Source organism: Curvibacter sp. Hmag1.1, assembly GCF_059769165.1.
On sequence record NZ_JBMBGX010000002.1, the window covers coordinates 689,639 to 716,277 of the forward strand.

Below are 26,639 nucleotides of genomic sequence, written 5' to 3' on the forward strand. Positions count from 1 at the left end.
CTGCGCGCCTATGCATAGTTTTGACGTGGTCATCGTGGGTGCCGGAGCTGCCGGCTTGTTTTGTGCCGGGGTCGCAGGCCAGTTGGGCCTGAAGGTGCTGGTGCTGGACCACAGCGAGAAAGTGGCCGAAAAAATCCGCATCTCCGGCGGCGGCCGCAGCAACTTCACCAATTTGGATGTGAGTGCTGCCAACTTCATCAGCGAGAACCCGCGCTTTGCAAAGTCCGCGCTTTCACGCTACACGCCATCGGACTTTATCGGCTTGGTCAAAAAGCATGGCATCGCTTTCCACGAGAAACACAAAGGCCAACTGTTTTGCGACCGCTCTGCGGAAGACCTGATCGCCATGCTGCTGGCTGAATGTGCAGCAGGTGGCGTAGAGCGCTGGCAGCCCTGTGCCGTCAAAGCCATACGCTTTTCGGCCTCCAGCGCTCATGGAATCAGCGCGAGCAGCTATGAAATCGATAGTGATCGTGGCACCATCCATTGTGCAGCCGTGGTAATAGCCACGGGTGGTTTATCCATTCCCAAGATCGGCGCCACAGACTTTGGCTACCGAATTGCCAAGCAATTCGACTTGCCTGTGGTCACGCCCCGCCCCGCGCTGGTGCCGCTGACTTTTGACGAGACGGCGTGGGCGCCGTTCGCAGAACTTTCCGGCCTGTCACTACCGGTCGACATTGCCACAGGAGCCAAGAAAAACAGCATGTCATTCCGCGAAGACTTGCTGTTTACCCACCGCGGGCTCTCGGGCCCGGGCGTCCTGCAGATCTCCAGCTACTGGGCAGAGGGCACCCCCATACGCCTCAATCTGGCACCCACTGTGGACTTGGCACAACATCTGACGGAGGCCAAGGGCACTTCCCGCAAACGCATTGCCAATGAACTGGCAGGCATCGTCCCCAGCCGCCTAGCGGACACCTGGGTCAGCCAGGGACAGGCCTGGGGCCACGACTGGCAGCGCCCCGTTAATGAAGCGAGCGACAAGGCGCTGAACGCCTTGGCAGAGCGCCTTTCCCGCTGGGAACTTACGCCTACCGGCACCGAGGGCTACCGCAAAGCGGAGGTCACCGCCGGCGGGGTGGACACCAAAGTGCTCTCCAGCCAGACCATGGAAAGCAAGCAGCCTGGCCTGTTTTTCATCGGCGAAGTAACCGATGTGACGGGATGGCTGGGCGGATACAACTTCCAATGGGCCTGGGCAAGTGCGTTTGCATGTGCCCACGGCTTGGCAGGCCGCCTGAAGACGCTATAATCGCGGGCTATTCTGGCAGAACCCCCGTCGGCCAATACTAGTTAAAGACGGGGAAACCGCCGAGCGAGGCATGTGGGGCCCGATCTTCCCCCAAGCAATCCGCCGGCATATTTTGGAATTCATTACGTAATGACAACGATCCGTGTAAAAGAAAACGAACCCTTTGACGTAGCACTGCGTCGCTTCAAGCGCACCATCGAAAAGTTGGGCTTGCTGACTGACCTGCGTGCACGCGAGTTCTACGAGAAGCCCACTGCCGAGCGCAAGCGCAAGAAGGCAGCTGCGGTGAAGCGCAACTACAAGCGCATCCGCAGCATGCAACTCCCTAAGAAGCTGTACTAAGCTTCGCGGCACGGTCGCTCTCACGAGCACCCAGCCCACACAAGCTCGCCTGGGGACGCTCCGGCGGGCTTTTTTCATTTTGACCCCACACTTTTTGTTCCACTCTCAGGAAGCAACGCTATGTCCCTCAAAGACCAGATCACCGAAGACATGAAAACTGCCATGCGCGCCAAAGACAGCGAGCGCCTGGGCACCATCCGCCTGCTGCTGTCGGCGATGAAACAGAAAGAGGTGGATGAGCGCGTGGTGCTGGACGACGCCATGGTGGTGGCCATCGTCGACAAACTGATCAAGCAGCGCAAAGACAGCATCGAAGCCTTCAAAAAAGCAGAGCGTGCGGATCTGGCGGACAAGGAAGAAGCCGAAATGAAGGTCCTGCAAACTTACCTGCCCCAGCGCATGAGCGCCGATGAGGTCCTGGCCGAAGTCAAGGCCATCGTAGCCGAACTGGGAGCCTCCGGCCCCGGCGACATGGGCAAGGTGATGGGCTTGGTCAAAACCAAGTTGGCTGGCAAAGCCGAAATGGGCACCGTATCCGCCGCAGTCAAGGCAGCACTGGCAGGCTAAGGCAGTACTTTGACTGTGGTCGCGACTGACCCTGTCAACATTTGTTTGGGATTCAGGTTGTCGACAAAATCCAGCTTGAGCGCGTAATCCCCGGGCGGAGGGGCCAACCAGGTTTCGGTTTGCCCCTCCGCAAACTCCATTTCTGCCACAGCTCCCGACTTGCTGGTGACCGTGAGTTTGAAATGCCCCGTGCCTTTTTCCTGTTGCGCCACATGAGCAACATTCAGGCCCGATGCATGGAATTGCACACGGAATGGGCCTTTTTGCTCAGCCCCGGCCAGCATCAAGGACAGCCCCGGCTGAACCAAAGACTTCGGGTCTACGGCATTCTTTTTGGTGATCGTGACCTTCATCGGCTTGCTGTACACAAAATGAGGCAGGTGCTTGTTATCCGCCAAGAGCATCCGCAGCGTGTACGTCCCCGGCTCCAGGGTGAGCACGGTTTCCATCTGCCCTTTGCCGAAATGGATGTATTGCTCGTTAAACGGGAGTGCGGCCTTGAAATCCAGTGGCAAATCGCGGTTCACCAGCAGATGGTGATGGCCACTTTTACCCCCCCATAGGTTTGGAAATCGGCGCGAGACCCCACCCGCCGGACAAACCGAACTTCAATACAAACGGGGTTTCAATGCTGTCGCCGGACTTAAGGTTGGTGAAGTAGGCTTCCGCATTCCCGGCAGGCATGGGGGCTTGCCAAGGATGCAAGGTACGGGCAGAGCTCAACGGTGTTTGGGAACAAACCGTACTTGCAGCAAGCAGGGCAAGTACGCCCACACCCAATGCCGATCGACGCATGAAACCCCCCTTAGCTACCGGCCACCTTCATCCGGTTGAGCAGAATGGAACCTACGGTCTTCGCGCCGTAGTTGTAGGTATCGGCGCCCACCGCTTCGATGCCCTTGAGCATGTCTTTCATGTTGCCAGCGATGGTGATTTCATGCACCGGGTAAGCAATGCGGCCGTTCTCCACCCAGAAACCGCTGGCGCCGCGGGAATAGTCACCGGTCACGTAGTTCACGCCCTGGCCCATCAACTCGGTCACAAACAGACCGGTGCCCAGCTTTTGCAACATGGCATCCAGGTTGTCGTCTGCCTTGGTCAGGCGCGAGGTAAAGGTCAAGTTATGCGAACCACCGGAATTGCCGGTCGTGCGCATACCCAGTTTGCGGGCGGAGTAGCTGCTCAGAAAATAGCCTTGCACACGACCGGCATCCACCACCTTGCGGGGGCGCACGCGCACGCCTTCATCATCAAAGGGGGAACTGCCCTTGCCACGCAGCACAAAGGGATCTTCTTGAATGTCGATGTGTTTGGGTAGCACTTGCTTACCCAAGGAATCCAGCAGGAAGGTGCTCTTGCGGTACAGGGCGCCGCCGCTCACTGCTTGCACAAAGGCACCCAACAAACCGGCGGCCAAAGGCGACTCAAACAACACCGGGCACTCCACCGTGGCGATCTTGCGGGCCTTGAGGCGACTCAACGCGCGCTCTGCGGCATAGCGGCCCACCGCCTGTGGGGACGCCAGTTCATCGGCGGAGCGCATGGAGCTGTACCACGCGTCGCGCTGCATGTCCTTGCCCTTGCCGGCAATGGGAGACACAGAGAACGAATGGCGTGAAGAGGCATAGCCACCGCGGAAGCCGCGGGTATGTGCACTGAAAAAATGCGATTGCTGTGCGGACACTGCAGCGCCTTCACTATTGGTGATGCGCTTGCTCACACCCAGCGCTGCTGCTTCGCACTCCAAAGCCAAAACGGCAGCTTCTTCACTGGTCATGGCCCAGGGAAAAAACAGGTCCAGATTCCGCTCACGCTCGTTGACGGGAACGATGTCATCCGCATCCGGCAGGCTGGCGAAAGGGTCTTCAGCAGTAAAGCGGGCAATGTCGTAGGCGGCGCGCACAGTTTGTTCAATCGCCGCATCCGAAAAGTCGGAAGTGCTCGCATTCCCCCGGCGGTTGCCGATGTAGACGGTTACACCCAGAGATTTGTCGCGGTTGCGCTCCACATTTTCCAGCTCGCCATTCCGCACCGAAACGCTCAAGCCACAGCCTTCAGACACTTCGGCTCCTGCATCGCTGGCGCCAAGTTTTTTGGCATGGGCAAGGGCAGCATCTACACGGGTTTCAAAAAAAGCCCGGGTGTACGCAAAGCCGCTGTCGGCGGGTTTGGTGGATTCAGGGGAAGACTGGGGACGGGCGGAGGTGGGTTTCTTCATGGCGACGGCTATGATACTTGGCTATGTCACGCAAACTAAAAAAGGGCTATTACGTCCGGGGCTTGTTCGTTGCCGAAGGCAGCGCGCTCGATCTGGAGTACAAGCGCGAACTCAAGGGCACGGATGAACCGACCCGCACCGATCTCAAAAAGGAAAGCGATGCACTGCAAAAGCTGGGTGAAGACCTGCTGACGCTGCGCGCAGAACTTCTGACCAAGTTGGACCTTCCCGACAAACTGGTGGATGGCGTGGCCGAGGCCAAACGCATCACCAATTTCGAGGGCAAACGCCGCCAGATGCAATTCATCGGCAAGCTGATGCGCAAGCTCGATCCCGTCAAATGGGACGAGATCCGTGCCGCGCTGGAAGAACAGCACATGCCCTCTGTGCAGGAAACCATGGTGCTGCACCAGGCCGAACAATGGCGTGACCGGTTGATTGCCGACGACGATGCCGTGGGCCAGTGGCTCAACCTCAGCCCCGACACCGACAGCCAGCAGTTGCGCGCGTTGGTTCGCCAAGCGCGCAAAGATGCCAAACCCGAGAAGCCGGGCGAAGCCGTTCGCCATGGCCGTTCGTACCGCGAAATTTTCCAACTCGTGCGAGAGGCGCTGCTTGCGAATCAGGAGGCGTCGCAATCCGCTGCTGCAGACAATGACGTAGAAGACGGAGATGAAGATTGAGCAGCGCTACGTTGGATGAAGTCCGCATCGGTATTGTCTCCATCAGCGACCGCGCATCGGCCGGAGTGTATGAAGACAAAGGCATTCCCGCCCTAAAGGAATGGGTGCTGCGTGCCGTGCAAAACCCTGTGGTGTTTGAGGCTCGCCTGATCGCGGACGACCAGCAGACGATTCAGGACACCCTGATTGCGCTGGTGGATGCGCGCTGTGCCTTGGTGCTCACCACCGGTGGCACGGGCCCTGCCCTGCGCGACGTGACGCCTGAGGCCACGCTGGCTGTGGCACACAAGGAAATGCCGGGTTTCGGCGAGCAGATGCGCGCTATCAGCCTGAACTTTGTGCCCACAGCGATTCTGTCGCGTCAGGTCGCCGTCATCCGCGACCAGACCCTCATCATCAACCTGCCCGGCCAACCCAAAGCCATTGCAGAAACGCTGGAAGGTGTGAAGGATGCCGACGGCAAGCAAGTGGTACCCGGCATATTTGCGGCCGTGCCTTATTGCGTAGACCTGATCGGTGGCCCCTACATCGAAACCCTAGACACCGTCTGCAAGGCTTTCCGCCCCAAAAGTGCTATTCGCCCTCCACGGGACTGAGGAAGATCTTCGTTTCGGAAAGCGTCACCTCCCGGCGCGCGTGTCTTGACCCAAAAACACCGCAGGATCGGCTCTGCCGGCCTGCTGGTGTTGCCCCCTGCAAGGGGGAAGCGGCAAAGCCGCTCGGGGGTGAGCCCTACTTCCCAATCAGCTCGTTAATCTTCGCGGCCTCAAAGCACTCTTTGCGGGCGGCGTCTTTGGGCACGCAATCGCTATCTGCCAAACGGGCTGAAAGTTGCTCCACGGCCTTCCACAGCATGGCAATCTGGTGGTCCTGACCGGAGGCGCTGTCTACCAAGCCGCGCAAAGCCTGACTTACCGGATCGTCGTCCTGGGTGATGCCATAGGCGGTGAACTTGCGGTCTTGCGTGGTCACATCCGCGCTCATACCCTCTTTGCTGGGGATAATGCGCGCCGGTATGCCCACCGCCGTGGCACCGGCCGGCACGGGCTTGATCACGACGGCATTGCTGCCGATCTTGGCGCCATCGCCCACTTCAAACCCGCCCAATACTTTGGCTCCCGCGCTGACGACCACGTCTCTGCCCAGTGTGGGATGGCGCTTGGCGCCCTTGTACAGACTGGTGCCACCCAAGGTCACGCCTTGGTAAATCGTGCAGCCATCGCCGATTTCGGCAGTTTCGCCCACCACGGTGCCCATGGCATGGTCAAAAAACACGCGTTCACCGAGCTTGGCGCCCGGGTGAATCTCAATCCCCGTGAGAAAACGGGCGATGTGAGAGGTAAAGCGTCCCAGCCATTTCAGGCCGTGGTTCCAGAACCAGTGCGCAGGGCGGTGCAACACCACGGCATGCAAACCGGGGTAACAGGTAATGACCTCCCAAGTACTGCGGGCAGCAGGGTCGCGGTCGAGGATGCACTGGATGTCGGAGCGGATGCGGGCAAACATGGTGTCAGTCTATCCCTTCAAGGTCGGCTCGCCGTCCATAGCCACCAAATCCGCACTGCGGGCAGGCGATTGCGGGCCCTGCTGCAAGATGGCTTTGGCAATTCCGCGCAAGATGTGGATTTCCTCTTGTGTCACCTGGGCCCGGTTGAACAAGGCGTTGAGCCGTGGCATCAGCTTTTTGGGTGAGGCAGGGTCCAAAAAGCCCAGATGCACCAGCGACTGCTCCAAGTGCGTCAACATGCCCGTCACCTGCGCCGCATCAGCCAGATGCGAAGGCGTAGTGGCCGCATGCACCCCAAAGCCGCCCAGGGCCAAACGCCATTCATAGGCAATCACCTGCAGGGCCGCGCCGATATTGAGGGAACCGAAGCTCGGATTGCTGGGAATCGACAGGCAGACATGGCAGCGGTAAACGTCTTCATTGCGCATGCCGAAGCGCTCGGAGCCGAACAAAAATCCAATGCCCTGCTGCCCCTTCGGGGAAGACTCAGACATCAAATCGGCACCTGGTGCTGATGGGATATGCGCAAGCAGCTCCTGTTTTGATAGCACTTCGAAGTGCTCGCGCGGCGTGGTCGTAGGCGGGCCGAAGTCGCGCGGGGTCATGGCGGTGGCGCACAAATGGGTGATGCCGTCCAGCGCCTCGTCCAGGGTTTCGACAATGCGGCATTTGTCCAGCACATCCAGGGCACCGCTGGCGCGCTGGATGGTTTCTTCGCGGCGTAGCACATTGGGCCAGCGGGGAGCGACCAAGACGAGGTCGTCAAAACCCATGGTTTTCATGGCACGGGCGGCAGCGCCCACATTGCCCGCGTGGCTGGTGTTGATAAGGATAAATCGGGTGTGCATGCAGACTGAAAGGGGCCGGATTGCTGCAACCGCACAAAAATGGGGTGCGCAACCGAGGCCGAACCGTTAAAATACGCCTATTGTCGCCGCCTGCATCGCCAGCCGGTCCTTCCAGTTCTTCCCCCACAATCTATGACGCTCAATCTGCACCCCATGGCCAACGTGGCCATCAAGGCCGCCCGTACCGCCGGTTCCATCATCAACCGTGCCGCGCTGGACATCGAATCCGTTCGTGTATCCCAGAAGAAGGCCAACGACTTTGTCACTGAAGTGGACAAAGCTGCAGAGCAAGCGATCATAGAAACCCTGCTGACGGCCTACCCCGGCCACGGCATCCTCGCCGAAGAATCGGGCAGCGAATTCGGCGCCCGCGACTCCGAATACGTCTGGATCATCGACCCGCTGGACGGCACCACCAACTTCATCCACGGCCTGCCTGTGTATTGCGTCAGCATTGCACTGGCGGTTCGCGGCAAGATCGAACAAGCCGTGGTGTATGACCCTACCCGCAACGACTTGTTTACGGCCACCAAAGGCCGTGGCGCTTACCTGAACGACCGCCGCATCCGCGTTTCCAAGCGCACGCAGCTCAAAGAGTCGCTCATTTCCACCGGCTTCCCTTTCCGCCCCGGTGACAACTTCAACCAGTACCTGCAGATGATGGGCGACGTGATGCAGCGTACCGCCGGCTTGCGCCGCCCCGGCGCTGCAGCTTTGGACCTGGCCTATGTGGCCGCCGGCTACACCGAAGGTTTCTTCGAGCTCGGTTTGCAACCCTGGGACGTGGCTGCCGGCTCCTTGCTGGTCACCGAAGCCGGTGGTCTGGTGGGCAACTTCACGGGCGAGGCTGACTTCCTCGAGCAGCATGAGTGCCTCGCAGGCAACCCGCGCATCTATGGCCAGTTGGTCAGCTTGTTGGGCAAGTACAGCAAGTTCGCACCTGCCGGCGAGAAGGCCGCTTTGCGCCAAGCCGCCATCGCCGCTGACAACCCGGAAACGACAACAGAAGACGCTCCCGCTGCCGGCGCTGAAGACGCGCCCTTCTGATCAGCCTACGCTGAATTCGGCCACCGGTACTGGTCGGCCGAACAGGTAGCCCTGAAAGAAGACGCAGCCCTGGTTTAACAAAAACTGGCGCTGCCCTTCCGTCTCTACGCCTTCGGCGACCACATCAAAGCCCAGGCTGCGCCCCAGCGCCAGCACGGTGCTGGCAATGGCTGCATCGTTCACGTCGGTGAGCACATCCCGAACAAAAGACTGGTCGATCTTCAGTTGCTGCAAAGGCAGCATCTTCAGGTAGGACAGGGACGAATAGCCGGTACCGAAGTCGTCCAACGCGAACCGCACGCCCAGGCTGCGCAGCGCTGTCATCTTCATGATGGCTTCCTGGCTGTCGGTCAACAACAGGCTCTCGGTGAGCTCAAGCTTCAAAAGCTTCGGGTCCGCTCCGTTCTGTTGAATGGCGTTTTGTACTTGAACCACAAACTCGGGGCTGCGGAACTGGCGGGCACTCACATTCACTGCCAATGTGAGGTGGGCACTGTCCGGGCTGTGCGCCCAAGCGGCCAACTGGGCACATGCGGTTTGCAGCACCCATTCGCCCAAGGGAATAATGAGGCCGGTTTGTTCAGCCAAAGGGACAAATTGCATGGGGGAAACCATGCCGCGCACCGGATGCCGCCAGCGCAGCAAGGCTTCCGCGCCCACCACCCGACGATCCGCATCGACCACCGGCTGGGAATACAACATCAGTTCGCCACGCTGCAGTCCCGCGCGGAGATCAGACTCGAGCTCGGTCCGCTCCGCCACCATGGACTGCATGGCGGGGTCAAAGAAGCGCAGCGTATTGCGGCCTGCAGATTTGGCTTCATACATGGCCAAGTCAGCCTGTTTCAGCAATTCGTCCACTGACTGCCGCAAGCCATGAATCAACACCACGCCGATGCTGGGCGTGCTGTGGTGCGAGCCACCGGGCAGTTCGTAAGGGATGTTGAGCTGTTGCAATATTTTTCTGGCGACCAATTCGGCCTGAACGCCGGCATCAGCCAAAGTGCCGTCGAGATCCTGCAAAAGAACCACAAACTCGTCACCTCCGAAACGGGCGACCGTGTCTGATTCCCGGACACAGGCCTTCAGCCTCTGTGCCACGACGCGCAACAGCCCGTCACCCACATCGTGGCCCCGCGTGTCGTTCAGATCCTTGAAGTTGTCCAGATCAATGAACAAAAGCGCACCATGCAAGCGGCCCCGTGCGCAAGACGCGACGGCATATTGCAGATGGTCCATGAGCAAGCGGCGGTTAGGCAAATCGGTCAGTACGTCATAGAAGGCCAGACGTTCGATTTTTTCTTCCGCCTCTTTGCGTTCGGTAATGTTGCGGCCGATACCGCGATAGCCCTTGAAAACGCCGTGGGAGTCAAAAATGGGCGCGCCACTGGTGGATATCCAGAACACGCGCCCCTCTTCGTCCTTGTCCCGCAGCTCCAGCTCACGGAATTCCTGGCGCGCGTCGAGTACCGCTCTGTGCGCCGCCCATGCAGCCTCGGTCATGTTCAGTGCGCCGTTTTCCCATCGGGTTTTGCCAATGCTGTGTTGACCCGTCTTGTTTCGCCCGGCCTGGATCGCGCCATGAAAACGGGTGAACCGGTATTCGGCGTCTTGCTCCCAGTACCAGTCGGAAGACAGCTCTGTCAACGCCCGGAAACGGGCTTCGCTCTCCTGCAAAATGGCCAGAGACGCTTTGTGTTCGGTGATGTCGGTCACCGAGCCGTAGGCGTTGTACTTGCCGTCAGTCTCCCGGTACGTGATGGCTTTGCCGAACAAAGTCCGGACGTGCCCGTCCTTGCCGATGATGCGGAACTCCTGCGCCCACGTCATGCCGTCCACTGCCGCTGCGTTCATGGATTTGAGGGTCTGCACGATGTCATCCGGATGGATCAGCCTGAACACGTTTTCCGGTGCTGCACGGGCCTCTTCCGGTGTCACTCCGAATATGGCGGTGCAGGCGTCGCTCACAAACAAAAACCGCCCGCTGTCCCGGCTGAACATCTCAAACTGGAACACCATTTCAGGCAAGCGGCTGGTCAGTCGCTGGATCACGTCGAGCCGGCGCTGCAGTACCAGCTTGGCTTCTGCTTCCTCCGTGAAATCCTGGACGACACCGAAGTCCACATAGCTGTCGTCCTGGCGGTGGTAGCGGTGCATGCGACTGCGCACCCAGCGCACGTCGCCATCCCGACGAATCCACCGGAACTCCAGCAATCGGCCGTCCATGGCTTCCCGGGCGGCGAGGTAGACCTCCTTGTCCTCCGGGTGAATGCCCACACGGGATTTTTCCAGAGTGAGCTTTTCAGTCCAAGGCGTTTGGGTCAGACGGAACAGGCCACGTGACCATCGCGGAACGGTTTGGCCTTGCGGGACAATCCAATGTCCCGCCTGCGCCAGGCTCTCTGTTTCCTCAAACAGTTCCAGCTGCCCGCGCAATTCGTCGTTGGCGTCCTGCAGCGCCTGCTCGCTCTCGGCCACTGCTTCCTGCGCAATTCGCTGGGCGGTGATGTCGGAGAGATACACCAGCACATGCGGCTCTCCGGCAATGTGCATGATGGAGCCGCGCCATTCCAGCAAGAGCTCCTCGCCATTGCGCGTGAGGAAATTGATCTCAACGCCGCCGGCCATGGGATTGGCTTGCATCTCACGCAAAGCGGCGTTGCGTGCCTCAATATCGGGCCAGAACCCCAGGGACACTGAGGTACTGCGGGTGGCCTCTTCCCATGTGTAGCCGGTGAGCTGCTGCCAGCGTGCATTCACGTCGATGAGGGCCCCGTCATCCAGGCGCTGCACCGAGATAGCGGCCGGACTTTGGGCAAACAGCGCTTCCAGCATGTCGTACTGGCGGCGGCTCACCAACTCCAGAGAGCGCAGCTCCGCCTGCAAAGCGTCAATACCCGGCAGCTCAGAAGGTGTTGATTTGCTGGTCATGCCGGCCCCGTCAAATGCAACTGCTCGACAGGCACCGGGCGCCCGAAGAAATACCCCTGGAAGGCCCTGCACCCCTCTCGCAACAAGAAATCCCGCTGACCGGCTGTTTCGACACCTTCCGCCACCACCCCGAGGTCCAGGCTTTTGGCCAGGTTCAAAATCGTCCGGGCGATGGCGGCGTCGTTGGGGTCTGTCAGCACATCGCGCACAAATGACTGATCGATCTTGAGCTGATCCAAGGGCAATCGCTTGAGATAGGCAAGCGACGAATACCCGGTACCGAAGTCGTCCAACGAGAAACTCACGCCGATGGAGCGCAGCTCTCCCATCTTGATCACAGCCTCCTCAAAATCGGTGAGCAGCAGGCTCTCGGTAAGTTCCAATTTCAGGCGATAGGGGTTGGCACCACTGGTGCGCAACAAATCCAGAATATGGGTAGAAAAATCAGGATGCCGGAACTGGCGGGCGCTCACATTGACCGCAATACTGAGCTTTTGGGTCTGCGAGTCGTCGTTCCAGGCAACCAACTGCGCACACGCCGCCTCCAGCACCCATTGGCCCAGCGGAAGAATGAGCCCGGTCTGCTCGGCCACCGGGATGAACACCGCCGGAGACACCATGCCCCTGAGCGGATGCAGCCAGCGCAGCAGCGCCTCCACCCCCGTCACCGTGCCAGCTTGGTCCACGACCGGCTGGTAATAGAGCGTGAACTGCTCTTCCTGCAGCGCACGGCGCAGGTCGGCCTCCATGTCGGCGCGCTCTGAGGCCGCTGCCTGCATGTCAGGATCGAAAAAGCGCAAGGTATTCCGCCCTGCCCCTTTGGCCTGGTACATGGCCAGATCAGCGCGTTTGAGCAGCTCCTCAATGCTGTCGTTGTGTTGGAAAAACAGCGTCACACCGATGCTCGGCGAGCTGTGCATATTGTGATTACCCATTGCAAACTGCTTGTTCAGGGAACCCAACACTTTTTTGGCCACCAACTCTGCCTGGGTCGCGGCCAACAGTGGGTCGGCATCCAGCTCTTCCAACATCACCACGAACTCATCGCCTCCCAACCGCGCGACCGTGTCGGCGCTGCGCACGCAATCTTGCAATCGCTGGGCCACTTGCTGCAGCAGCAAATCCCCCATGTGGTGACCCAAGGTGTCATTGAGGACCTTGAAGTTATCCAGATCAATGAACAACAGCGCTCCGTGTTGGCGATTGCGGGTGCTCGAATCCAACGCATGCTTCAAACGGTCAATCAACATGCGGCGGTTCGGCAAGCCGGTCAACGCATCGAAGAACGCCAAGCGTTCAATCTCGGCCTCTGCGGCTTTGCGGGCAGAAATATCGCGCCCGGTTCCGCGGTAGCCGCAGAATTTGCCTTGGGCATCAAAAATGGGCGCCCCGCTGATGGACACCCACATGAAACTGCCGTCCGACAGGACGCGCTGCATTTCAAAGTCCTGGAAAGTCTGATGCGCCTCCAGCAGGTCCTGGTGGGCCTTCCACTGAGCCGGTGTCACACCGCGCCCGCCAGAGTCCCAACGGGTGCGGCCCAATGCTCCTTGCGGTGCCAACCGGTCCGAGTTGATCCCATTGCCATCGATACGTACAAAGCGAAACTCTGCGTCCTGCTCCCAGTACCAGTCCGAGGACAGGCTGGACAGGCTGCGGAAACGCTCCTCACTTTCCTGCAACTGGGCCAAGGCCTTCTTTTGCGGAGTGATGTCGGTAATGGAACCGGTGAACAGCACTGATCCATCCGGCTTGATCTCCGGCACCGAGGTGCCCAGCAGCCAACGCATGTCGGCGCCGGCATCACGCGTGCGGAACTCGCAGTTCCAAGGTTGCAGGGTGTCGCGGCTGGCGAGGCTGGTTTTAATGATGCGAGGGACATCTTCGCGGTGAATGCGCCGCATCAAGGCGTTGGCATCTTCACGCGCCTGCTCCATCGACACGCCGAAAAGCTGCGCGACGCCCGCACTCACAAAAGGAAACTTGAATTGGCCATCCGGCCACATCTGGAATTCGTACACCATGCCTGGCGCACGACTGGTAATTTTGTGGATGAAATCGAGTTGGGTTTGCAAGGCATCACGTGCGTCCCGCTCCTCGGTGAATTCCTGGACCACACCAAAGTCTGCCAGCACGCGGCCCTCCGCCATCTGCCGGTGCATGCGGGAGCGTGCCCACAGAGTGCGGCCTTCCTTGGAGAGCCACCGGAATTCGACAACGCTGCCATCCATCCTGATTCGCGCCTCCTTCAAGCGGGGCAAGTCTTCCGGATGCACGGAACCCCACAGAGACTGGTTGGTGGCCAAAGGTACATCGCCCAGACCCGCCATTAGCGCCAAGCCGCGGGAGAGTTGAACCCGGTCATCGTCCGGATATGACACCCAGTGCCCCACCTTGGCCACCGATTCAGTCAGCTCATGCAGCTTGACTTGGCGGTTCATGGTTTCGTTGGCATGCTCCAAGGCCTGCTCACCGGCTTTCAAGGCATCACGGGCCATTTGCTCGGCGGTGACATCACGCAGGTAAATCAGCAAATAGAGCTCGCCGGACTCTTCCAGCATGGCGGCATTCAGTCGCACCACGCGGGGAATGCGGTCTTTCATCACCAGCGTTACATCGGTATCGACCACCCGGCTGCCCACCTTCATGCCGCCGAATACCCGGTCCCGCTCCTGCGGGTCCAGCCAATGGCCCAGTTCCACCGCACTGCGGCCCAAGGCTTCGTCACGCGTGTAGCCCGTCATGAACAACCATTCGCTGTTGACCTGGACGAGCACCCCGTCGCGCACACGCGTCAAAGCGATCGCTTCGGGGCTGCTTTCAAAGATGGACTGGAACACCGATAACCCCAGGCCCACAGGCGCTGCGCTGGCCACGGCCTCAAGGGCAGCGGACTCGTCGGGTCGGGAGACCGGGGGAAGTTGCACAGGGGAATGGGCCATAAGGTGTGACTCCTTATGATAGGGCCTGTAGCAGGCCTGCGCCATAGATGGGCCGCTCCCCGAATACCCGATTTCCCCCGCCGTGACATCTCCCCTCGCAACCGCTCCGCTCGACCAGCACACCCCCATGATGCAGCAGTATCTGGGGCTCAAAGCCGCCTACCCGGACACGCTGCTGTTCTATCGCATGGGCGACTTCTATGAGATGTTTTACGCCGATGCCGAGAAGGCGGCCCGCATTCTGGACATTACGGTCACCACCCGTGGCCAGTCCGCCGGTCAACCGGTGGTCATGGCAGGTGTGCCATTCCACTCGATGGAAGGGTACTTGGCCAAATTGATACGCCACGGCGAGTCGGTGGCCATCTGCGAGCAAACCGGCGAAGTGGGTGCCACCAAAGGCCCGGTCGAGCGCAAAGTGGTGCGGGTCGTCACCCCCGGCACGCTGACAGACGCCGAACTGCTGTCCGAGAAAACCGAGTCCATGCTGATGGCCGTGCACCAAGGCCCGCGCAACCGCTGTGGCTTGGCTTGGCTGTCCGTCACCCAGGGCGTCGTCTTTCTGGCCGAATGCACGCCCGACGAGGTGCCCGACTGGGTGAGCCGCATTGCCCCCAGCGAGCTGACCTATAGCGCGGGCTGCACCACCAGCTTCGAAGACCGCATCAAGCGCCTGCGCCATGGCACCGCCGTGTACCTGACGGCCCGCCCCGAATGGCAGTTCGACAGCGCGTTGGGCCAGCGCAAACTGCTGGACGCTCTGCAAGCTGCCAGTCTGACCAGCTGGAACGCGCAAGAGCTGGCCTTGGCCCACGCCGCGGCCGGTGCCCTGATCGGCTACGCTGAACACACCCAGGGCCGTGCCCTAACCCACATCCACAGCGTGCAGGTGCAAAGGGACGATGCACTCATCGACTTGCCCGCCACCACCCGCCGCAACCTGGAGCTGGTGCAGACCCTGCGCGGCGAGGACAGCCCCACACTCTTCAGTCTGCTCGACACCTGCATGACAGGCATGGGCAGCCGCCTGCTCAAACGCTGGCTGCTGGAGCCCCTGCGCGAACGCACCGAGGCACAGCACCGCCTGCTGGCGATTGCCACCCTGCGGAACAATATCTGGCAAACCCTGCGCAGCCAGCTCAAGGGCTGTGCGGACGTGGAACGCATCACCGCCCGCATCGCCCTGCGCCAGGTGCGCCCGCGCGAGCTGGTAGCGCTGGTGCAAACGCTACAAAAAACAGAGCTGCTCGCGCATAATCTGCGGGCGCTAGAGGGCTATTTGGCTCATATTTGCAGCCACCTTCAGCCACCGGCTGAGGCCATTGCCCTGCTGGGTCGCGCCATCGCGCCCGAACCTGCTGCACTGGTGCGCGACGGTGGCGTGATCGCCGACGGCTTTGACGCCGATCTGGACGAGCTGCGCGCGATCCAGACCAACTGCGATGCCTTTTTGCTGGACCTCGAAGTTCGCGAAAAAGCCCGCACCGGTATTGCCAATTTGCGGGTGCAATTTAATAAGGTGCACGGCTTTTTCATCGAGGTCACGACTGGCCAGGTCGATAAAGTGCCTGAGGACTACCGTCGCCGCCAGACGCTGAAGAACGCCGAGCGCTTCATCACCCCCGAACTCAAAGCCTTTGAAGACAAAGCCCTGAGTGCTCAAGAGCGGGCCCTGTCCCGCGAGAAATGGTTGTTCGAGCAGGTGCTGGACCAATTGCAAGCACACATTCCCGCCCTCACCGCCGTGGCCCAGTCGCTCGCCGCACTGGACACCCTGTGCGCCTTGACCGAACGCTCGCTCACACTGGACTGGAATGCCCCGCAGTTTGTGACTGAGCCCTGCATCGACATCACCCAAGGCCGGCACCCCGTGGTGCAAGCGCGCTTGGCAGAACTCAGCAGCGGTAACTTCATCGCGAATGACACGCGCCTCGGTGTCAAGCAGCGCATGCAAGTCATCACCGGGCCCAACATGGGCGGTAAATCGACCTATATGCGCCAGGTCGCGCTCATCGTGCTGCTGGCCAGCATCGGCAGCTACGTACCCGCGCAGGCTTGCCGGCTGGGCCCGATTGACGCCATACATACCCGCATAGGTGCTGCCGACGACCTCGCCAACGCCCAGTCCACCTTCATGCTGGAAATGACCGAGGCTGCGCAGATCCTGCACAGCGCCACGCCGCACAGCCTGGTGCTCATGGATGAAATCGGCCGGGGAACGAGCACCTTCGACGGACTGGCACTGGCCAGCGCGATTGCCACGCAGCTGCACGACAAAACGCAGGCGTTCACCCTGTTTGCCACCCACTACTTCGAACTCACCGAGTTCCCCGCCACCCACCATGCGGCGCTGAACGTGCACGTGAGCGCCGCCGAAGCGGGCCGCGACATCGTGTTCCTGCACGCCATTGAACCCGGCCCGGCCAGCAAGAGCTACGGTGTGCAAGTGGCCCGCCTGGCCGGCATGCCCGCCGCCGTGTTGAACCACGCCCGTCACACCCTGGACGCGCTGGAAGCCCAGGCCAGTGAATCGCAAGCCCAGGTGGACCTGTTCGCTGCGCCCCCTGCTACAGAAATAGTAGCTGCCAGCGCTGTAGAGACGGCGCTAGCGGCCATTAACCCTGATGCGATGAGCCCCAGAGAAGCGATGGACGCGCTTTATCAATTGAAAGCACTGGCTAACAAGGCTTAGCTCTTTCGCTCCGGTAGGGCGGCGTGACACGTCTCGCCGGAGAGGCGAAGCGTTTGCGCAGCGCCAAGGGCGCGTCCCGCATACCCCATGTCCTTGGCGGGCGGGGAGGCGGTGTGCGGGTTGGGGGCGATTTTAAAAACCGAAGGTTCATGAGCCCCCGGCCCGCACACCGCCTCCCCGCCCGGCAAGGACTGCTCCCGCACAGACCTACCGCCCCACCCCGATACACTCTAGGTTTTGCCCCAAACGACAATAAAAATGACCTACTGCGTCGCCATCAAACTCAACGCCGGACTGGTGTTCCTCTCCGACTCTCGCACCAACGCCGGACTCGACCAGATCAGCACCTTCCGCAAAATGATCGTGTACGAGAAGCCCAACGACCGCTTCATGGTCTTGCTCTCGGCCGGCAACCTCAGCATCTCCCAGTCAGTCCGCGAGATACTGCAGATAGAAAAGCTCAAGGACCACGAGGACGACGAAGGCATCACCATCTGGAACGCCAAGAGCATGTTCGACGCTGCCCGTGTGCTGGGTTCCGCCATCCGCAAGGTACAAGAGCGCGACGGTGCAGCGCTCAAAAACGCGGGCGTGGACTTCAACGTGTCGCTGATCTTCGGTGGTCAGATCCAGGGCGAAGGCATGCGTCTGTTCCAGGTCTACTCGGCCGGCAACTTCATTGAAGCCACCCCCGAGACGCCCTACTTCCAGGTGGGCGAATCCAAGTACGGCAAACCGGTGCTGGACCGCGTGATCACGCCCAACACCCCGCTGGACGAAGCCGCCAAGTGCGCATTGGTGTCCATGGACTCCACCCTCAAGTCCAACCTGTCGGTTGGCCTGCCGCTGGACATGGTGGTGTACGAAGCCAATAGCTTCCAGACCGACAAGGTGGTGTGCATCGACGAAAACAACCCCTACTTCAAGATGCTGCACAACAACTGGGGCCAAAAGCTGCGCGAGGTGTTCGACAGCATCGAGGACCCGATGTGGAACGGCGGCCAAACCGAGGTGCCGCTATTGATACCCAGCACCCGCAGCCTGCCTTTGAAGAAGATCACCACTCCCGACGAGAAATTGATTTAGTCTCGCCTGCATGTCGACCATCGTTTTTTCTCACGCCAACAGCTTCCCCGCCGCCACCTACAAGGTGCTTTTCAAAAGCTTGCGGGCCCGCGGCTACAGCGTCAAAGCCATAGAAAAGTACGGACACGATGCACGCTACCCGGTCAGTGACAACTGGCCGCATATCGTGCAGCAATTGGTGGACTTTGCCTCCAAAGTGGTCGACAAGGCGGGCGAGCCCGTCTGGCTGGTGGGCCATTCTTTGGGCGGCTTTTTGAGCCTCATGGCCGCGGCCCAGCAGCCCGCACTGGCCAAAGGTGTGGTGCTGATTGACTCCCCCCTGGTGGGTGGCTGGCGTTCACGCATGGTAGGCCTGGCCAAAACCACCCAGCTGGTGGGGTCCATCTCCCCCGGCGCAGTGAGCCGCAAACGTCGCCATAGCTGGCCTGATGCCGAGGCTGCGCTCGAACACTTCCGGCACAAAAAGGCTTTTGCCCGCTGGGACCCGCAGGTGCTACAGGACTATGTAGATGATTTCCCTGAGGACGCCGACGGCAAACGGGTGTTAGCCTTCGATCGCGATGTGGAAACCGCTTTCTACAACACCCTGCCCGACAACCTGGACCGCCTGCTGGCGCGCCACCCCTTGAAGTGCCCGGTGACGTTTATCGGCGGCGACCAGTCTGCCGAAATGAAGCAAGTCGGCATGGACCTGACCAACAAGATCACCAAAGGGCGCAACATGATGCTGGATGGCACCCACCTTTTCCCGATGGAAAAACCGCTGGCGACGGCTGCTGCCCTGGAAGCGGCCCTGCGCAACATGGGCCACTAAGCAGCTATGACCAAGCCTGAACCCGACCTGCTTGCCTCACTGCAAACACAGATCCGGGAGTTGCAGGCTGACAATGAAACGCTGCGCTCGCTGCTGAACCAACAGCAAATCCAGGCCCGCCAATGGCTGCTGCGCCGCACCACTGAACTGCAACACGACGCCGAGGAACAGCGGCGCGCCGAGGCCATGCAGCGGGTGTTTTACCGCATTGCCGAGCGCGCGACGGCCGGCTTGTCGTTTTATGACTTTCTGCGGGTCGTGCACCAGTTGCTGCGTGAGTTGATGTTTGCCGACAACTTCTACGTCGCCTTGCACGACCACGACAGGGGGTTGATGGACTACCCTTACTACGTCGACGAAAAAGACGGCGACATCATGCAACGGGAAGGTGTCCCCTACAAGCGGGGCATGACCGAATTTGTGCTGGAAAGCGGCAAGCCGCAGTTGATGGATACGCACCGCTTCCTGGAGTTGCGCAAAAGCGGATTTATGGCCGAGGCGACCGGCGATTTGACATTCAGCTCCTGGCTGGGCGTACCCATGCAAATCCGCGGCCGCATGGGGGGTGTACTGGTGGTGCAGGGCTACACACCGGATGTGATTTACGACGAGGATGACGTGAACATCCTCGGTTTTTTTGCCAACCACGTGAGCGCAGCCATTGAGCGCTACCAGGCCATTGAAGAACTGCGCAAGTCCGAAGCCCGCTACCGCTCGGTGATTGAAAACGTGGGCGTCGGCGTGGTGGTCGTGCAAGACGGGCGCATGGTGTTTGTAAACCCCAGCATGGAGCGCATCGTGGGGCACTCTACCCAAGCCCTGATGGCTATGCCCTTCACCGGCACCATCCACCCCGACGATGTACCGGCTGTGGTGGAGCGGCACCAGCGGCGTTTGCGCGGGGAGCCGGTGGAGGAGATGTACAGCTTCCGCATCATCACGGACAAGGGCGAGGTCCGCACCCTGGACTTGTCAGCTGTGCTGCTGCAATGGGGCCATAGAGACGCCACCCTGCTGTTCGTTGTGGACGCAACGGCCCGGGTGGAGGCGGAGCAAAACCAGAAGCGCGCCTTGCAACAACAGATTGAGCTCAACGACCTCAAGAGCCGTTTCATCACCATGGCGTCGCATGAGTTCCGCACGCCGCTAGCCACCATCCACGGCTCCGTCGACCTGCTGATGCACTACGACGACCGCATGCCCGTGGACAAGAAGCGCCTGACCCTTCTGAAGATTGACGATGCGGTAGAGCGCATGACCCACATGCTGGAAAACGTGCTGGTCATCGGTCGCTCGGACGCAGGCCGCCTGCAGTTCAAGCCGCAGCCCTCTCAGGTGGCGGTGTTCTGCAAAAGCCTGGTCGACGAGCTGCGCAGCGCCATGGCGGAACCCTTCCGCCGCATTCAGATGGCGATGGATCTGCCACGGGATACGGACGCCTACCTCGTCGACGAGGTCTTGATCCGCAACATCGTAGGCAACCTGCTGTCCAACGCCATCAAGTACTCGCCCCATGGAGGACAGGTCACCTTACGGGTAAGGCCCCGTCCGGGTGAACTGGTGATCACCGTGTCAGACCAGGGCATTGGCATTCCCCTTGCGGATCAGCCGCAGCTGTTCGAGAGTTTTCACCGTGCCAGCAATGTGGGCAATATCTCGGGCACGGGCCTGGGTCTGGCCATCGTGCGGGATGCAGTTCAGTGCCATGGCGGCAGCATTTCTCTGCAGAGCACGCCTGGTGAGGGAAGCACTTTCACCGTCGTATTGACCGCCCCTGCAGCGCCCAAGGAGAGTGTCCCGTGAAGATCCTGATCGCCGAAGACGAGCCCTCCCTGCGAGAGAACCTGCAATGGATGCTGGAGCTCGAAGGCTTTGAGGTGCTGGCCGCCTGCGACGGGCTGGAAGCCCTGGCGATGGCGCAAACCCACAAGCCGGACTTGGTGCTCACGGATGTAATGATGCCCGGGCTCGATGGATTCGGCCTGGTCAAGGCGCTGCGCGAGAACCCCGGCAGCTCGACATTGCCCATCATCATGCTGACCGCGCGGGCGGACCGGACCGACACCCGCACCGGCATGAACTTGGGTGCGGACGACTACCTCACCAAACCCTGCCGGCGCGAAGAGCTTTTGGAGGCGGTGCACGCCCGGCTGGAGCGAAGCCGCATCCAGCAACTGGCCGCACAACGCATGCAAATGGAAGTGCGCCAGGCCATGCAAATCGACACGCTCACCGCCTTGCCTGGCCGTGACCTGTTCGAGCAGCAACTGGACAACGCACTCAATGCCTGTCCCACCGTGTCCTTGCTGTGCCTCGGGCTGGATGGTTTTTCCAAGATCAACGAATCCTTGGGCACCGGTGTGGGTGACCTGGTGTTGCGCGAGGTGGGCAAGCGCCTGCATCAGTGCACCCTGCAAAGCGATCGCACACGGCCTTATGACGCGGTAGGCCGCTTGGGTGGCGACCAGTTTGCGGTGTGCCTGGCGGACCTGCCCGATTCGGCAGCCCTGGCCGCCCACGCGGGCAACCTGCTGCGCGCCTTATCCCAGCCCTACAACGTGTCCGGACACACCCTGTTTTTGACGGCCAGCATTGGCGGTAGCGCTTACCCCGAGCAGGCCGACAGCGTGCACGCGCTGCTGCTCAATGCAGAGTCAGCCCTGCACCATGCCAAGCCCGACGGACCGGGCACCTATGTGTACTTCGATGCGGCCATGAACCGCCGCGTGGCCCGCTCACTCCTCATTCACAACGAATTGCACCGCGCGCTGGAGAACGGCGATTTGCAGCTGTTCTACCAGCCCCAGGTGCGCATCAGCACCGGCGAACTGGTGGGCTTTGAAGCCCTGCTGCGCTGGCAGCACGCAACGATGGGCTGGATCTCGCCTGCCGAGTTCATTCCGGTGGCAGAGCAAAGCGGCATCATTGTGCAGATCGGTGAATGGGTGATGCACACCGCGGCCCGTCAGGCAGCCCAGTGGCTCGCGCGCGGGCACCGCAACTTCCGCATCGCGGTCAATATTTCAGTGCGCCAATTCGTGGGGCAGGACCTGCCACAGCTGGTGGACACCGTGCTCAAAGAAACCGGTTTGCCCCCCCCACATGCTGGAGCTGGAAGTGACCGAAAGCCTGGCCTTGCACAGCGTAGCCACCACCCTGGCCATCCTGCACGACTGCAAGTCGCTGGGCGTGAAGCTGGCGATGGACGATTTCGGTACCGGTTACTCCAGCCTGTCATACCTCAAGCGTTACCCGCTGGATGCGCTGAAGATCGACCAGGCATTTGTGCGCAACATCCCGCAGGACCAGGGCGACATGGCCATCACCCGCGCCATCGTGGCCATGGCCCACAGCTTCGGCATGTCCGTGATCGCCGAAGGCGTGGAAACCATCGCACAGCTGGAATTCCTGCGCGCTCTGGGCTGCGAGGACGTGCAGGGCTATCTGTTCAGCAAACCGGTGCCCGCCGATCAGGCTGCCACCGCGTTTGCCGGATTTGCGACCTACCCGGCTGTCAGCGACCCCGTGATCTGAGGCTTATTCCGCCCAGACTACCAGCCCGGTCCACGCGGTAACCAGCACCACGCACCCGAACACGATGCGGTAGTACGCAAAGCCCACAAAGCTGTGGGTGGAGATGAACTTGAGCAACCAGCGCACGCACAGCCACGCACTGATAAACGAAAACACCAGCCCCACAAGGAACATGGGCGCATCTGCCATCGACAGCAGCGCGCGCTCTTTGTAGAGGCTGTAGGCACCCGCGCCTATCAGGGTGGGTATCGCGAGAAAGAACGAAAAATCGGTCGCCGCCTTGCGGGACAGGCCCAGCAACATGCCCCCGATGATGGTGGAGCCACTGCGGCTGGTCCCCGGAATCATGGCCAGGCACTGCACCAGACCGACCTTGAGAGCGTCCAAGGCGGTCATGTCGTCCACGCTATGCACCCGCACGGCATTGCCGCCCGCGCTCTGGCGGCGTTCCGCCCACAGAATGATGAAGCCGCCAACGATGAACGTAGTGGCCACCACGGCCGGTGTAAACAGGTGCGCCTTGATAGCCTTGCCGAACAGCAGGCCCAGAATGACAGCGGGGAAGAATCCGATCAGCACATTCAGCGCAAACCGCTGGGCTGCCTTGTCGGTGGGCAGGGCCACCAGCGTGTCACGGATCTTTTGCCAGTACACCAGAATCACGGCAAAGATGGCGCCGGTCTGGATCGCAATGTCAAACACCTTGGCCTTCTCGTCGTCAAAACCCAGGAGCGAGCCCGCCAGAATCAGGTGGCCGGTACTGGAAATCGGCAAAAACTCGGTCAGCCCTTCCACCACACCCATGATGGCGGCCTTGATCAACAACACAATATCCAAAACAACTCTCCCTGAAATACAAGCCGAATCGGCCGCTAGCGCTCATCGAATATGCGCGAGCAGCTCACCTTTTGATAGCAATTATTCGTAGCGCAGCGCCTGGATAGGCAGCAACCCCGCCGCGCGCCGCGCCGGGTAGTAGCCGAAAAACACGCCCACCGCCGCCGAGAAGCCCACGGCCAGCAGCACCGAGCCGGCGCTTAAGCTCACTTGCCAACCCGCGAAGTGTCCCACACCCCAGGTAGCCAGCGCCCCGAACGCGACCCCGATGGCACCACCCAAAAGGCTCAAAGTCACGGCTTCAATCAAAAACTGGGCCAGGATGTCGCGCCCCCGCGCACCCACCGCCATGCGCAGCCCGATCTCGCGGGTGCGCTCGGTCACGCTGACCAGCATGATGTTCATGATGCCGATGCCCCCAATCACCAGGCTGATGCCCGCCACTGCCGCCAGCAACAAAGTCATGACGCGGCTGCTCTCCTCCTGCGCCTGCAAGATCTCTGTGAGGTTGCGCACCACGAAGGGATCGTCCGTGCCTTCCTGCACCTTGAAGCGCTGGCGCAGCAGGTCTTTGATGCTGTCTTCCACCGCCCGCATGTCCTGACCTTCGCGCACCTTCACGCTGATGCTGCCCACGCGCTTGAGCCGGCTGGTGGCGTCGCCGCCCCAGATACGGTTGCGCAGCGTCCCCAGCGGCACCATGACCACGTCGTCCTGGTCCTGTCCCATGGAGTTCTGGCCCTTGGGCGCCAACACGCCGATCACCGTCATCGGGATGTTGCGCACCCGGATGACCTGTTCCACCGGATCCTGGTCGCCGAACAGCTCGCGCGCCACCGTGCTGCCTATCCAGGCCACCTTGGCGGAGCCGGCCAGCTCGCCTGCATCGAACATGCGGCCGGTGGCCAGCGGCCAGTCGCGCGCTTCCAGATAGTCATTATTTACCCCGAAGATGGTGGAGCTCCAATTGGTGTTGCCGAACACCAGCTGCCCGCTGGTGCGCGACGTGGGTGCTGCCACCTGCACCTCGGGAATTTCGAGTCCGATGGCGGTGGCGTCTTCTTCGGTCAGTCGCTGGCGGGTCTGTGCCCCCAGGCGCACACCGGCTTGAGACACGCCACCGGGCAGCACCAGCATGATGTTGGAGCCCAGCCCCTTCATCTGCTCCTGCACCCGGTCGGTCGCACCCCGGCCGACCGCAATCATGGTGATCACCGCCGCCACCCCGATGATGATGCCCAGCATGGTCAAAAAGCTGCGCAGGGTGTTGGCCGCGAGGGACCGCCAGGCGCTGCGCAATGCGGCAAAAAAATTCATTTCGGAGCCCCCGCCTGCACCGTGTCTTCCACCATGCGGCCGTCCTTGAAGACCAGCTTGCGGCGGGCCCAGGCGGCGATGTCCGGTTCGTGGGTCACCAACACCACGGTCATGCCCTGGCGGTTGAGGTCGGTGAGCAGCTGCATGATGTCTTCGCTGGTCTCCGAGTCCAGCGCGCCGGTAGGCTCATCGGCCAGGATGAGCTGCGGCCGGTTCACCAGCGCACGCGCAATCGCCACGCGCTGCTGCTGTCCGCCCGACAGCTCGGCGGGTGTGTGGTGCGCGCGCTCGCTTAAGGCCACGCGCTGCAGCGCTTCCATCGCGCGGGCATGGCGCTCGGGCGCCTTGACGCCGGCGTACACCATGGGCAGCTCCACGTTTTCCAGCGCGCTGGTACGGGCCAGCAGGTTGAACTGCTGGAACACAAAGCCGATGCGCCGGTTGCGGATGGAGGCCAGCGCATCCGGCGCCATGCCCTGCACGGCTTCGCCGGCCAACAGGTAGCTGCCGCTGCCGGGCTGGTCCAGACAGCCCAGAATGTTCATCAAGGTCGATTTGCCCGAGCCCGAAGTGCCCATGATGGCCACCATCTCGCCCTCGGCAATGTCCAGCGACACGCCGCGCAGGGCGTGCACCGTCTGGTCGCCCATGGCGTAGGTTTTGGTCAGCTCGCGGGCCGAAATCAACATGCTTGTCGCCTCAGAACGGCGGACGCGGGCCACTACCACCGGCCTTGGCCGTCGCCGCGGTCTTGATGCCGGTGATCACCTCGGTGCCCTCTGCCAATGCCGGGCCGCCTTCACCGCCCTCCAGCACTTCAGTGCTGCTGCCATCTGACACGCCAATGCGCACGGCCACTGCCTGGGGCTTGCCATCCGCACCCAGGGTGTAGACCCGGCCCTTGCCTTGCCCACGCGCGCCTGCCGGGGCGTCCACGCCCTCGATGCGCATGCGCAGTGCAGCATTGGGTACCTTGAGCGCTTTGTCGCGCTGGTCAGTGATGACGCGCACATTGGCCGTCATGCCGGGCAGCAGCTTGCCGCCTTCGTTCTTGAAACCGACGATGGCCACATAGGTCACCACATTCGCCACATTGGTGGCCGCCTTGCGCACCTGGCGGATGCTGCCCTCAAAGGTCTGGCCGGGGAAGGCATCCACGGTAAAGCTGGCCTTCTGGCCGGTTTGCAGGCGACCCACATCGCTCTCGTCAATCGCAGCTTCCACCTGCATGTCCGAGAGGTTCTGGGCAATCACAAACAGCTCAGGCGCCTGCAGGCTGCTGGCCACCGTCTGGCCGCGCTCGATGGTGCGTTTGATCACAATGCCGTTCACGGGGGACGTAATGCGGGTGCGGGCGAGATCGATACGTGCCTGCGCCAAAGCGGCCTCGCGCTGGGCCACATTGGCCTGCGCAGTTTTGACCTGCGCCTGCGCCACGCCTACCTGGGCCTGCACGCTCTTCATGGCCTCCATGCTGGTGTTCACCAAAGCACGGGCCTTGTCGGCCTCGCTAGTGGCGATGAACTGTTTGTCAGCCAGGCTTTGTTTGCGGTCGGAGTCGCGGCGGGCTTCGTCCAGGTCCACCTGTGCGCGCGATACCTGCGTTTGCGCGGCCAGCGCGTTGGCCTGCGCGGTCAGCACGGCGGCGCGGGCGGCATCGACATCGGCCTGCGCGCTGCGCACACGGTATTCAAAGGTCTCGGGGTCGATCTGGGCGATCAACTGGCCGGCTTTGACTTCGCTATTGAAATCCACCAGCACATCACGGATCTGCCCGCTGACCTGGGTGCCCACACTCACCTGCGATACGGGGCTGACAGCACCACTGGCGGCCACCGTGGCCTGCAAGTTGCCCCGCGTAATGGCGGCGGTGCGGTATTCCACCCGGCCCGTGCCGGACTGCTGGGTCCACCACCAAGCGCCGGCGGCCAGCAGAGCCACCAGGACAGCGGCGGCTCCTATGCGTTGTTTATTCATGCCCCGATTCTAGAAAGCCCCTGTGGCACGCACGTGGCACGC

22 protein-coding genes and 1 pseudogene are annotated in these 26,639 nt (G+C 61.2%); 12 read left to right on the plus strand and 11 right to left on the minus strand.

The features are described from left to right. Positions 1–10: 10 nt before the first annotated feature. The 3 genes from ACOAP0_RS03690 (at position 11) to ACOAP0_RS03700 (ending at position 2,164) form a co-directional block, all read left to right on the plus strand. Positions 11–1,255, plus strand: a complete 1,245-nt coding sequence (locus ACOAP0_RS03690; RefSeq protein ID WP_498375549.1) for a BaiN/RdsA family NAD(P)/FAD-dependent oxidoreductase — start codon at positions 11–13, stop codon at positions 1,253–1,255. Positions 1,256–1,384: 129 nt separating this feature from the next. Continuing rightward, positions 1,385–1,597, plus strand: a complete 213-nt coding sequence (gene rpsU, locus ACOAP0_RS03695; RefSeq protein WP_006296472.1) for a 30S ribosomal protein S21 — start codon at positions 1,385–1,387, stop codon at positions 1,595–1,597. 120 nt (positions 1,598–1,717) lie between these two features. Beyond that, positions 1,718–2,164 (plus strand): GatB/YqeY domain-containing protein, encoded by a 447-nt coding sequence (locus tag ACOAP0_RS03700; protein ID WP_498375548.1) that lies wholly within the window; start codon positions 1,718–1,720, stop codon positions 2,162–2,164. On the opposite strand, the gene ACOAP0_RS03705 is transcribed toward ACOAP0_RS03700, so the two are convergent. From ACOAP0_RS03705 to pmbA, 3 genes are read right to left on the minus strand one after another with little or no spacing between them, the layout of a single operon-like run. Further along, entirely contained in the window at positions 2,161–2,691 is a 531-nt protein-coding gene (locus tag ACOAP0_RS03705; protein ID WP_498391315.1) for a DUF4399 domain-containing protein, read from the minus strand. The two genes, ACOAP0_RS03700 and ACOAP0_RS03705, sit on opposite strands and share 4 nt — an antisense overlap. Before the next feature lie 22 nt (positions 2,692–2,713). Beyond that, positions 2,714–2,959 (minus strand): hypothetical protein, encoded by a 246-nt coding sequence (locus ACOAP0_RS03710; RefSeq protein ID WP_498391316.1) that lies wholly within the window; start codon positions 2,957–2,959, stop codon positions 2,714–2,716. 10 nt (positions 2,960–2,969) lie between these two features. Then, complete coding sequence (gene pmbA / locus ACOAP0_RS03715) at positions 2,970–4,382, minus strand: metalloprotease PmbA (protein ID WP_498375546.1); 1,413 nt, start codon at positions 4,380–4,382, stop codon at positions 2,970–2,972. 23 nt (positions 4,383–4,405) lie between these two features. Here pmbA and yjgA point away from each other — a divergent pair, with 23 nt between their 5' ends. Together yjgA and mog are read left to right on the plus strand one after the other, a co-directional pair. Then, positions 4,406–5,065, plus strand: a complete 660-nt coding sequence (yjgA, locus tag ACOAP0_RS03720; RefSeq protein WP_498375545.1) for a ribosome biogenesis factor YjgA — start codon at positions 4,406–4,408, stop codon at positions 5,063–5,065. Continuing rightward, positions 5,062–5,661, plus strand: a complete 600-nt coding sequence (gene mog / locus ACOAP0_RS03725) for a molybdopterin adenylyltransferase (protein WP_498375544.1) — start codon at positions 5,062–5,064, stop codon at positions 5,659–5,661. Before yjgA ends, mog begins: the two co-directional genes overlap by 4 nt. A 136-nt stretch (positions 5,662–5,797) precedes the next feature. On the opposite strand, the gene cysE is transcribed toward mog, so the two are convergent. Both cysE and ACOAP0_RS03735 read right to left on the minus strand, forming a co-directional pair. After that, the gene (gene cysE / locus ACOAP0_RS03730; protein ID WP_087494559.1) at positions 5,798–6,571 is read right to left on the minus strand and encodes a serine O-acetyltransferase; all 774 of its coding nucleotides are present in this window, start codon (positions 6,569–6,571) and stop codon (positions 5,798–5,800) included. Between the two features lie 9 nt (positions 6,572–6,580). Beyond that, positions 6,581–7,420, minus strand: a complete 840-nt coding sequence (locus ACOAP0_RS03735) for an RNA methyltransferase (protein ID WP_498375543.1) — start codon at positions 7,418–7,420, stop codon at positions 6,581–6,583. Between the two features lie 132 nt (positions 7,421–7,552). Between ACOAP0_RS03735 and ACOAP0_RS03740 the strand changes: the two genes are divergently transcribed. Beyond that, positions 7,553–8,467, plus strand: a complete 915-nt coding sequence (locus tag ACOAP0_RS03740) for an inositol monophosphatase family protein (protein WP_498375542.1) — start codon at positions 7,553–7,555, stop codon at positions 8,465–8,467. On the opposite strand, the gene ACOAP0_RS03745 is transcribed toward ACOAP0_RS03740, so the two are convergent. Both ACOAP0_RS03745 and ACOAP0_RS03750 read right to left on the minus strand, forming a co-directional pair. Next, positions 8,468–11,398: a sensor domain-containing protein gene (locus ACOAP0_RS03745; protein ID WP_498375541.1), complete on the minus strand. Its 2,931-nt coding sequence runs from the start codon at positions 11,396–11,398 to the stop codon at positions 8,468–8,470. Further along, positions 11,395–14,340, minus strand: coding sequence for a sensor domain-containing protein (locus ACOAP0_RS03750; protein ID WP_498375540.1), 2,946 nt, complete (start codon positions 14,338–14,340; stop codon positions 11,395–11,397). Before ACOAP0_RS03750 ends, ACOAP0_RS03745 begins: the two co-directional genes overlap by 4 nt. 127 nt (positions 14,341–14,467) lie before the next feature. Here ACOAP0_RS03750 and mutS point away from each other — a divergent pair, with 127 nt between their 5' ends. From mutS to ACOAP0_RS03780, 6 genes and pseudogenes are all read left to right on the plus strand, one after another. Beyond that, positions 14,468–17,032, plus strand: a complete 2,565-nt coding sequence (mutS, locus tag ACOAP0_RS03755; RefSeq protein WP_498376101.1) for a DNA mismatch repair protein MutS — start codon at positions 14,468–14,470, stop codon at positions 17,030–17,032. Positions 17,033–17,290: 258 nt separating this feature from the next. Next, positions 17,291–18,118, plus strand: coding sequence for a proteasome-type protease (locus tag ACOAP0_RS03760; protein WP_087494564.1), 828 nt, complete (start codon positions 17,291–17,293; stop codon positions 18,116–18,118). A 10-nt stretch (positions 18,119–18,128) separates the two neighbouring features. After that, the gene (locus tag ACOAP0_RS03765) at positions 18,129–18,932 is read left to right on the plus strand and encodes an alpha/beta hydrolase (RefSeq protein ID WP_481873009.1); all 804 of its coding nucleotides are present in this window, start codon (positions 18,129–18,131) and stop codon (positions 18,930–18,932) included. Positions 18,933–18,938: 6 nt separating this feature from the next. Further along, complete coding sequence (locus ACOAP0_RS03770) at positions 18,939–20,735, plus strand: sensor histidine kinase (protein WP_498375537.1); 1,797 nt, start codon at positions 18,939–18,941, stop codon at positions 20,733–20,735. Next, positions 20,732–22,006, plus strand: a pseudogene (locus ACOAP0_RS03775) (putative bifunctional diguanylate cyclase/phosphodiesterase); the annotation flags it as partial. The gene ACOAP0_RS03770 and the pseudogene ACOAP0_RS03775, both read left to right, overlap by 4 nt. 28 nt (positions 22,007–22,034) lie before the next feature. Further along, entirely contained in the window at positions 22,035–22,466 is a 432-nt protein-coding gene (locus tag ACOAP0_RS03780; protein WP_498375534.1) for an EAL domain-containing protein, read from the plus strand. Between the two features lie 3 nt (positions 22,467–22,469). Here the strand turns inward: ACOAP0_RS03780 and ACOAP0_RS03785 are convergent, their stop codons facing one another. The 4 genes from ACOAP0_RS03785 to ACOAP0_RS03800 all read right to left on the minus strand — a co-directional run bounded on the left by ACOAP0_RS03785 (position 22,470) and on the right by ACOAP0_RS03800 (position 26,597). Next, a complete protein-coding gene (locus tag ACOAP0_RS03785) occupies positions 22,470–23,303 on the minus strand; it encodes an undecaprenyl-diphosphate phosphatase (RefSeq protein ID WP_087494568.1) in 834 nt (277 codons plus the stop codon). An 81-nt stretch (positions 23,304–23,384) separates the two neighbouring features. Further along, positions 23,385–24,620, minus strand: coding sequence for an ABC transporter permease (locus ACOAP0_RS03790; RefSeq protein ID WP_498375533.1), 1,236 nt, complete (start codon positions 24,618–24,620; stop codon positions 23,385–23,387). Continuing rightward, positions 24,617–25,309, minus strand: coding sequence for an ABC transporter ATP-binding protein (locus tag ACOAP0_RS03795; protein ID WP_498375532.1), 693 nt, complete (start codon positions 25,307–25,309; stop codon positions 24,617–24,619). Before ACOAP0_RS03795 ends, ACOAP0_RS03790 begins: the two co-directional genes overlap by 4 nt. Positions 25,310–25,319: 10 nt before the next feature. Further along, positions 25,320–26,597: an efflux RND transporter periplasmic adaptor subunit gene (locus tag ACOAP0_RS03800; RefSeq protein ID WP_498375531.1), complete on the minus strand. Its 1,278-nt coding sequence runs from the start codon at positions 26,595–26,597 to the stop codon at positions 25,320–25,322. Positions 26,598–26,639: the final 42 nt, after the last annotated feature.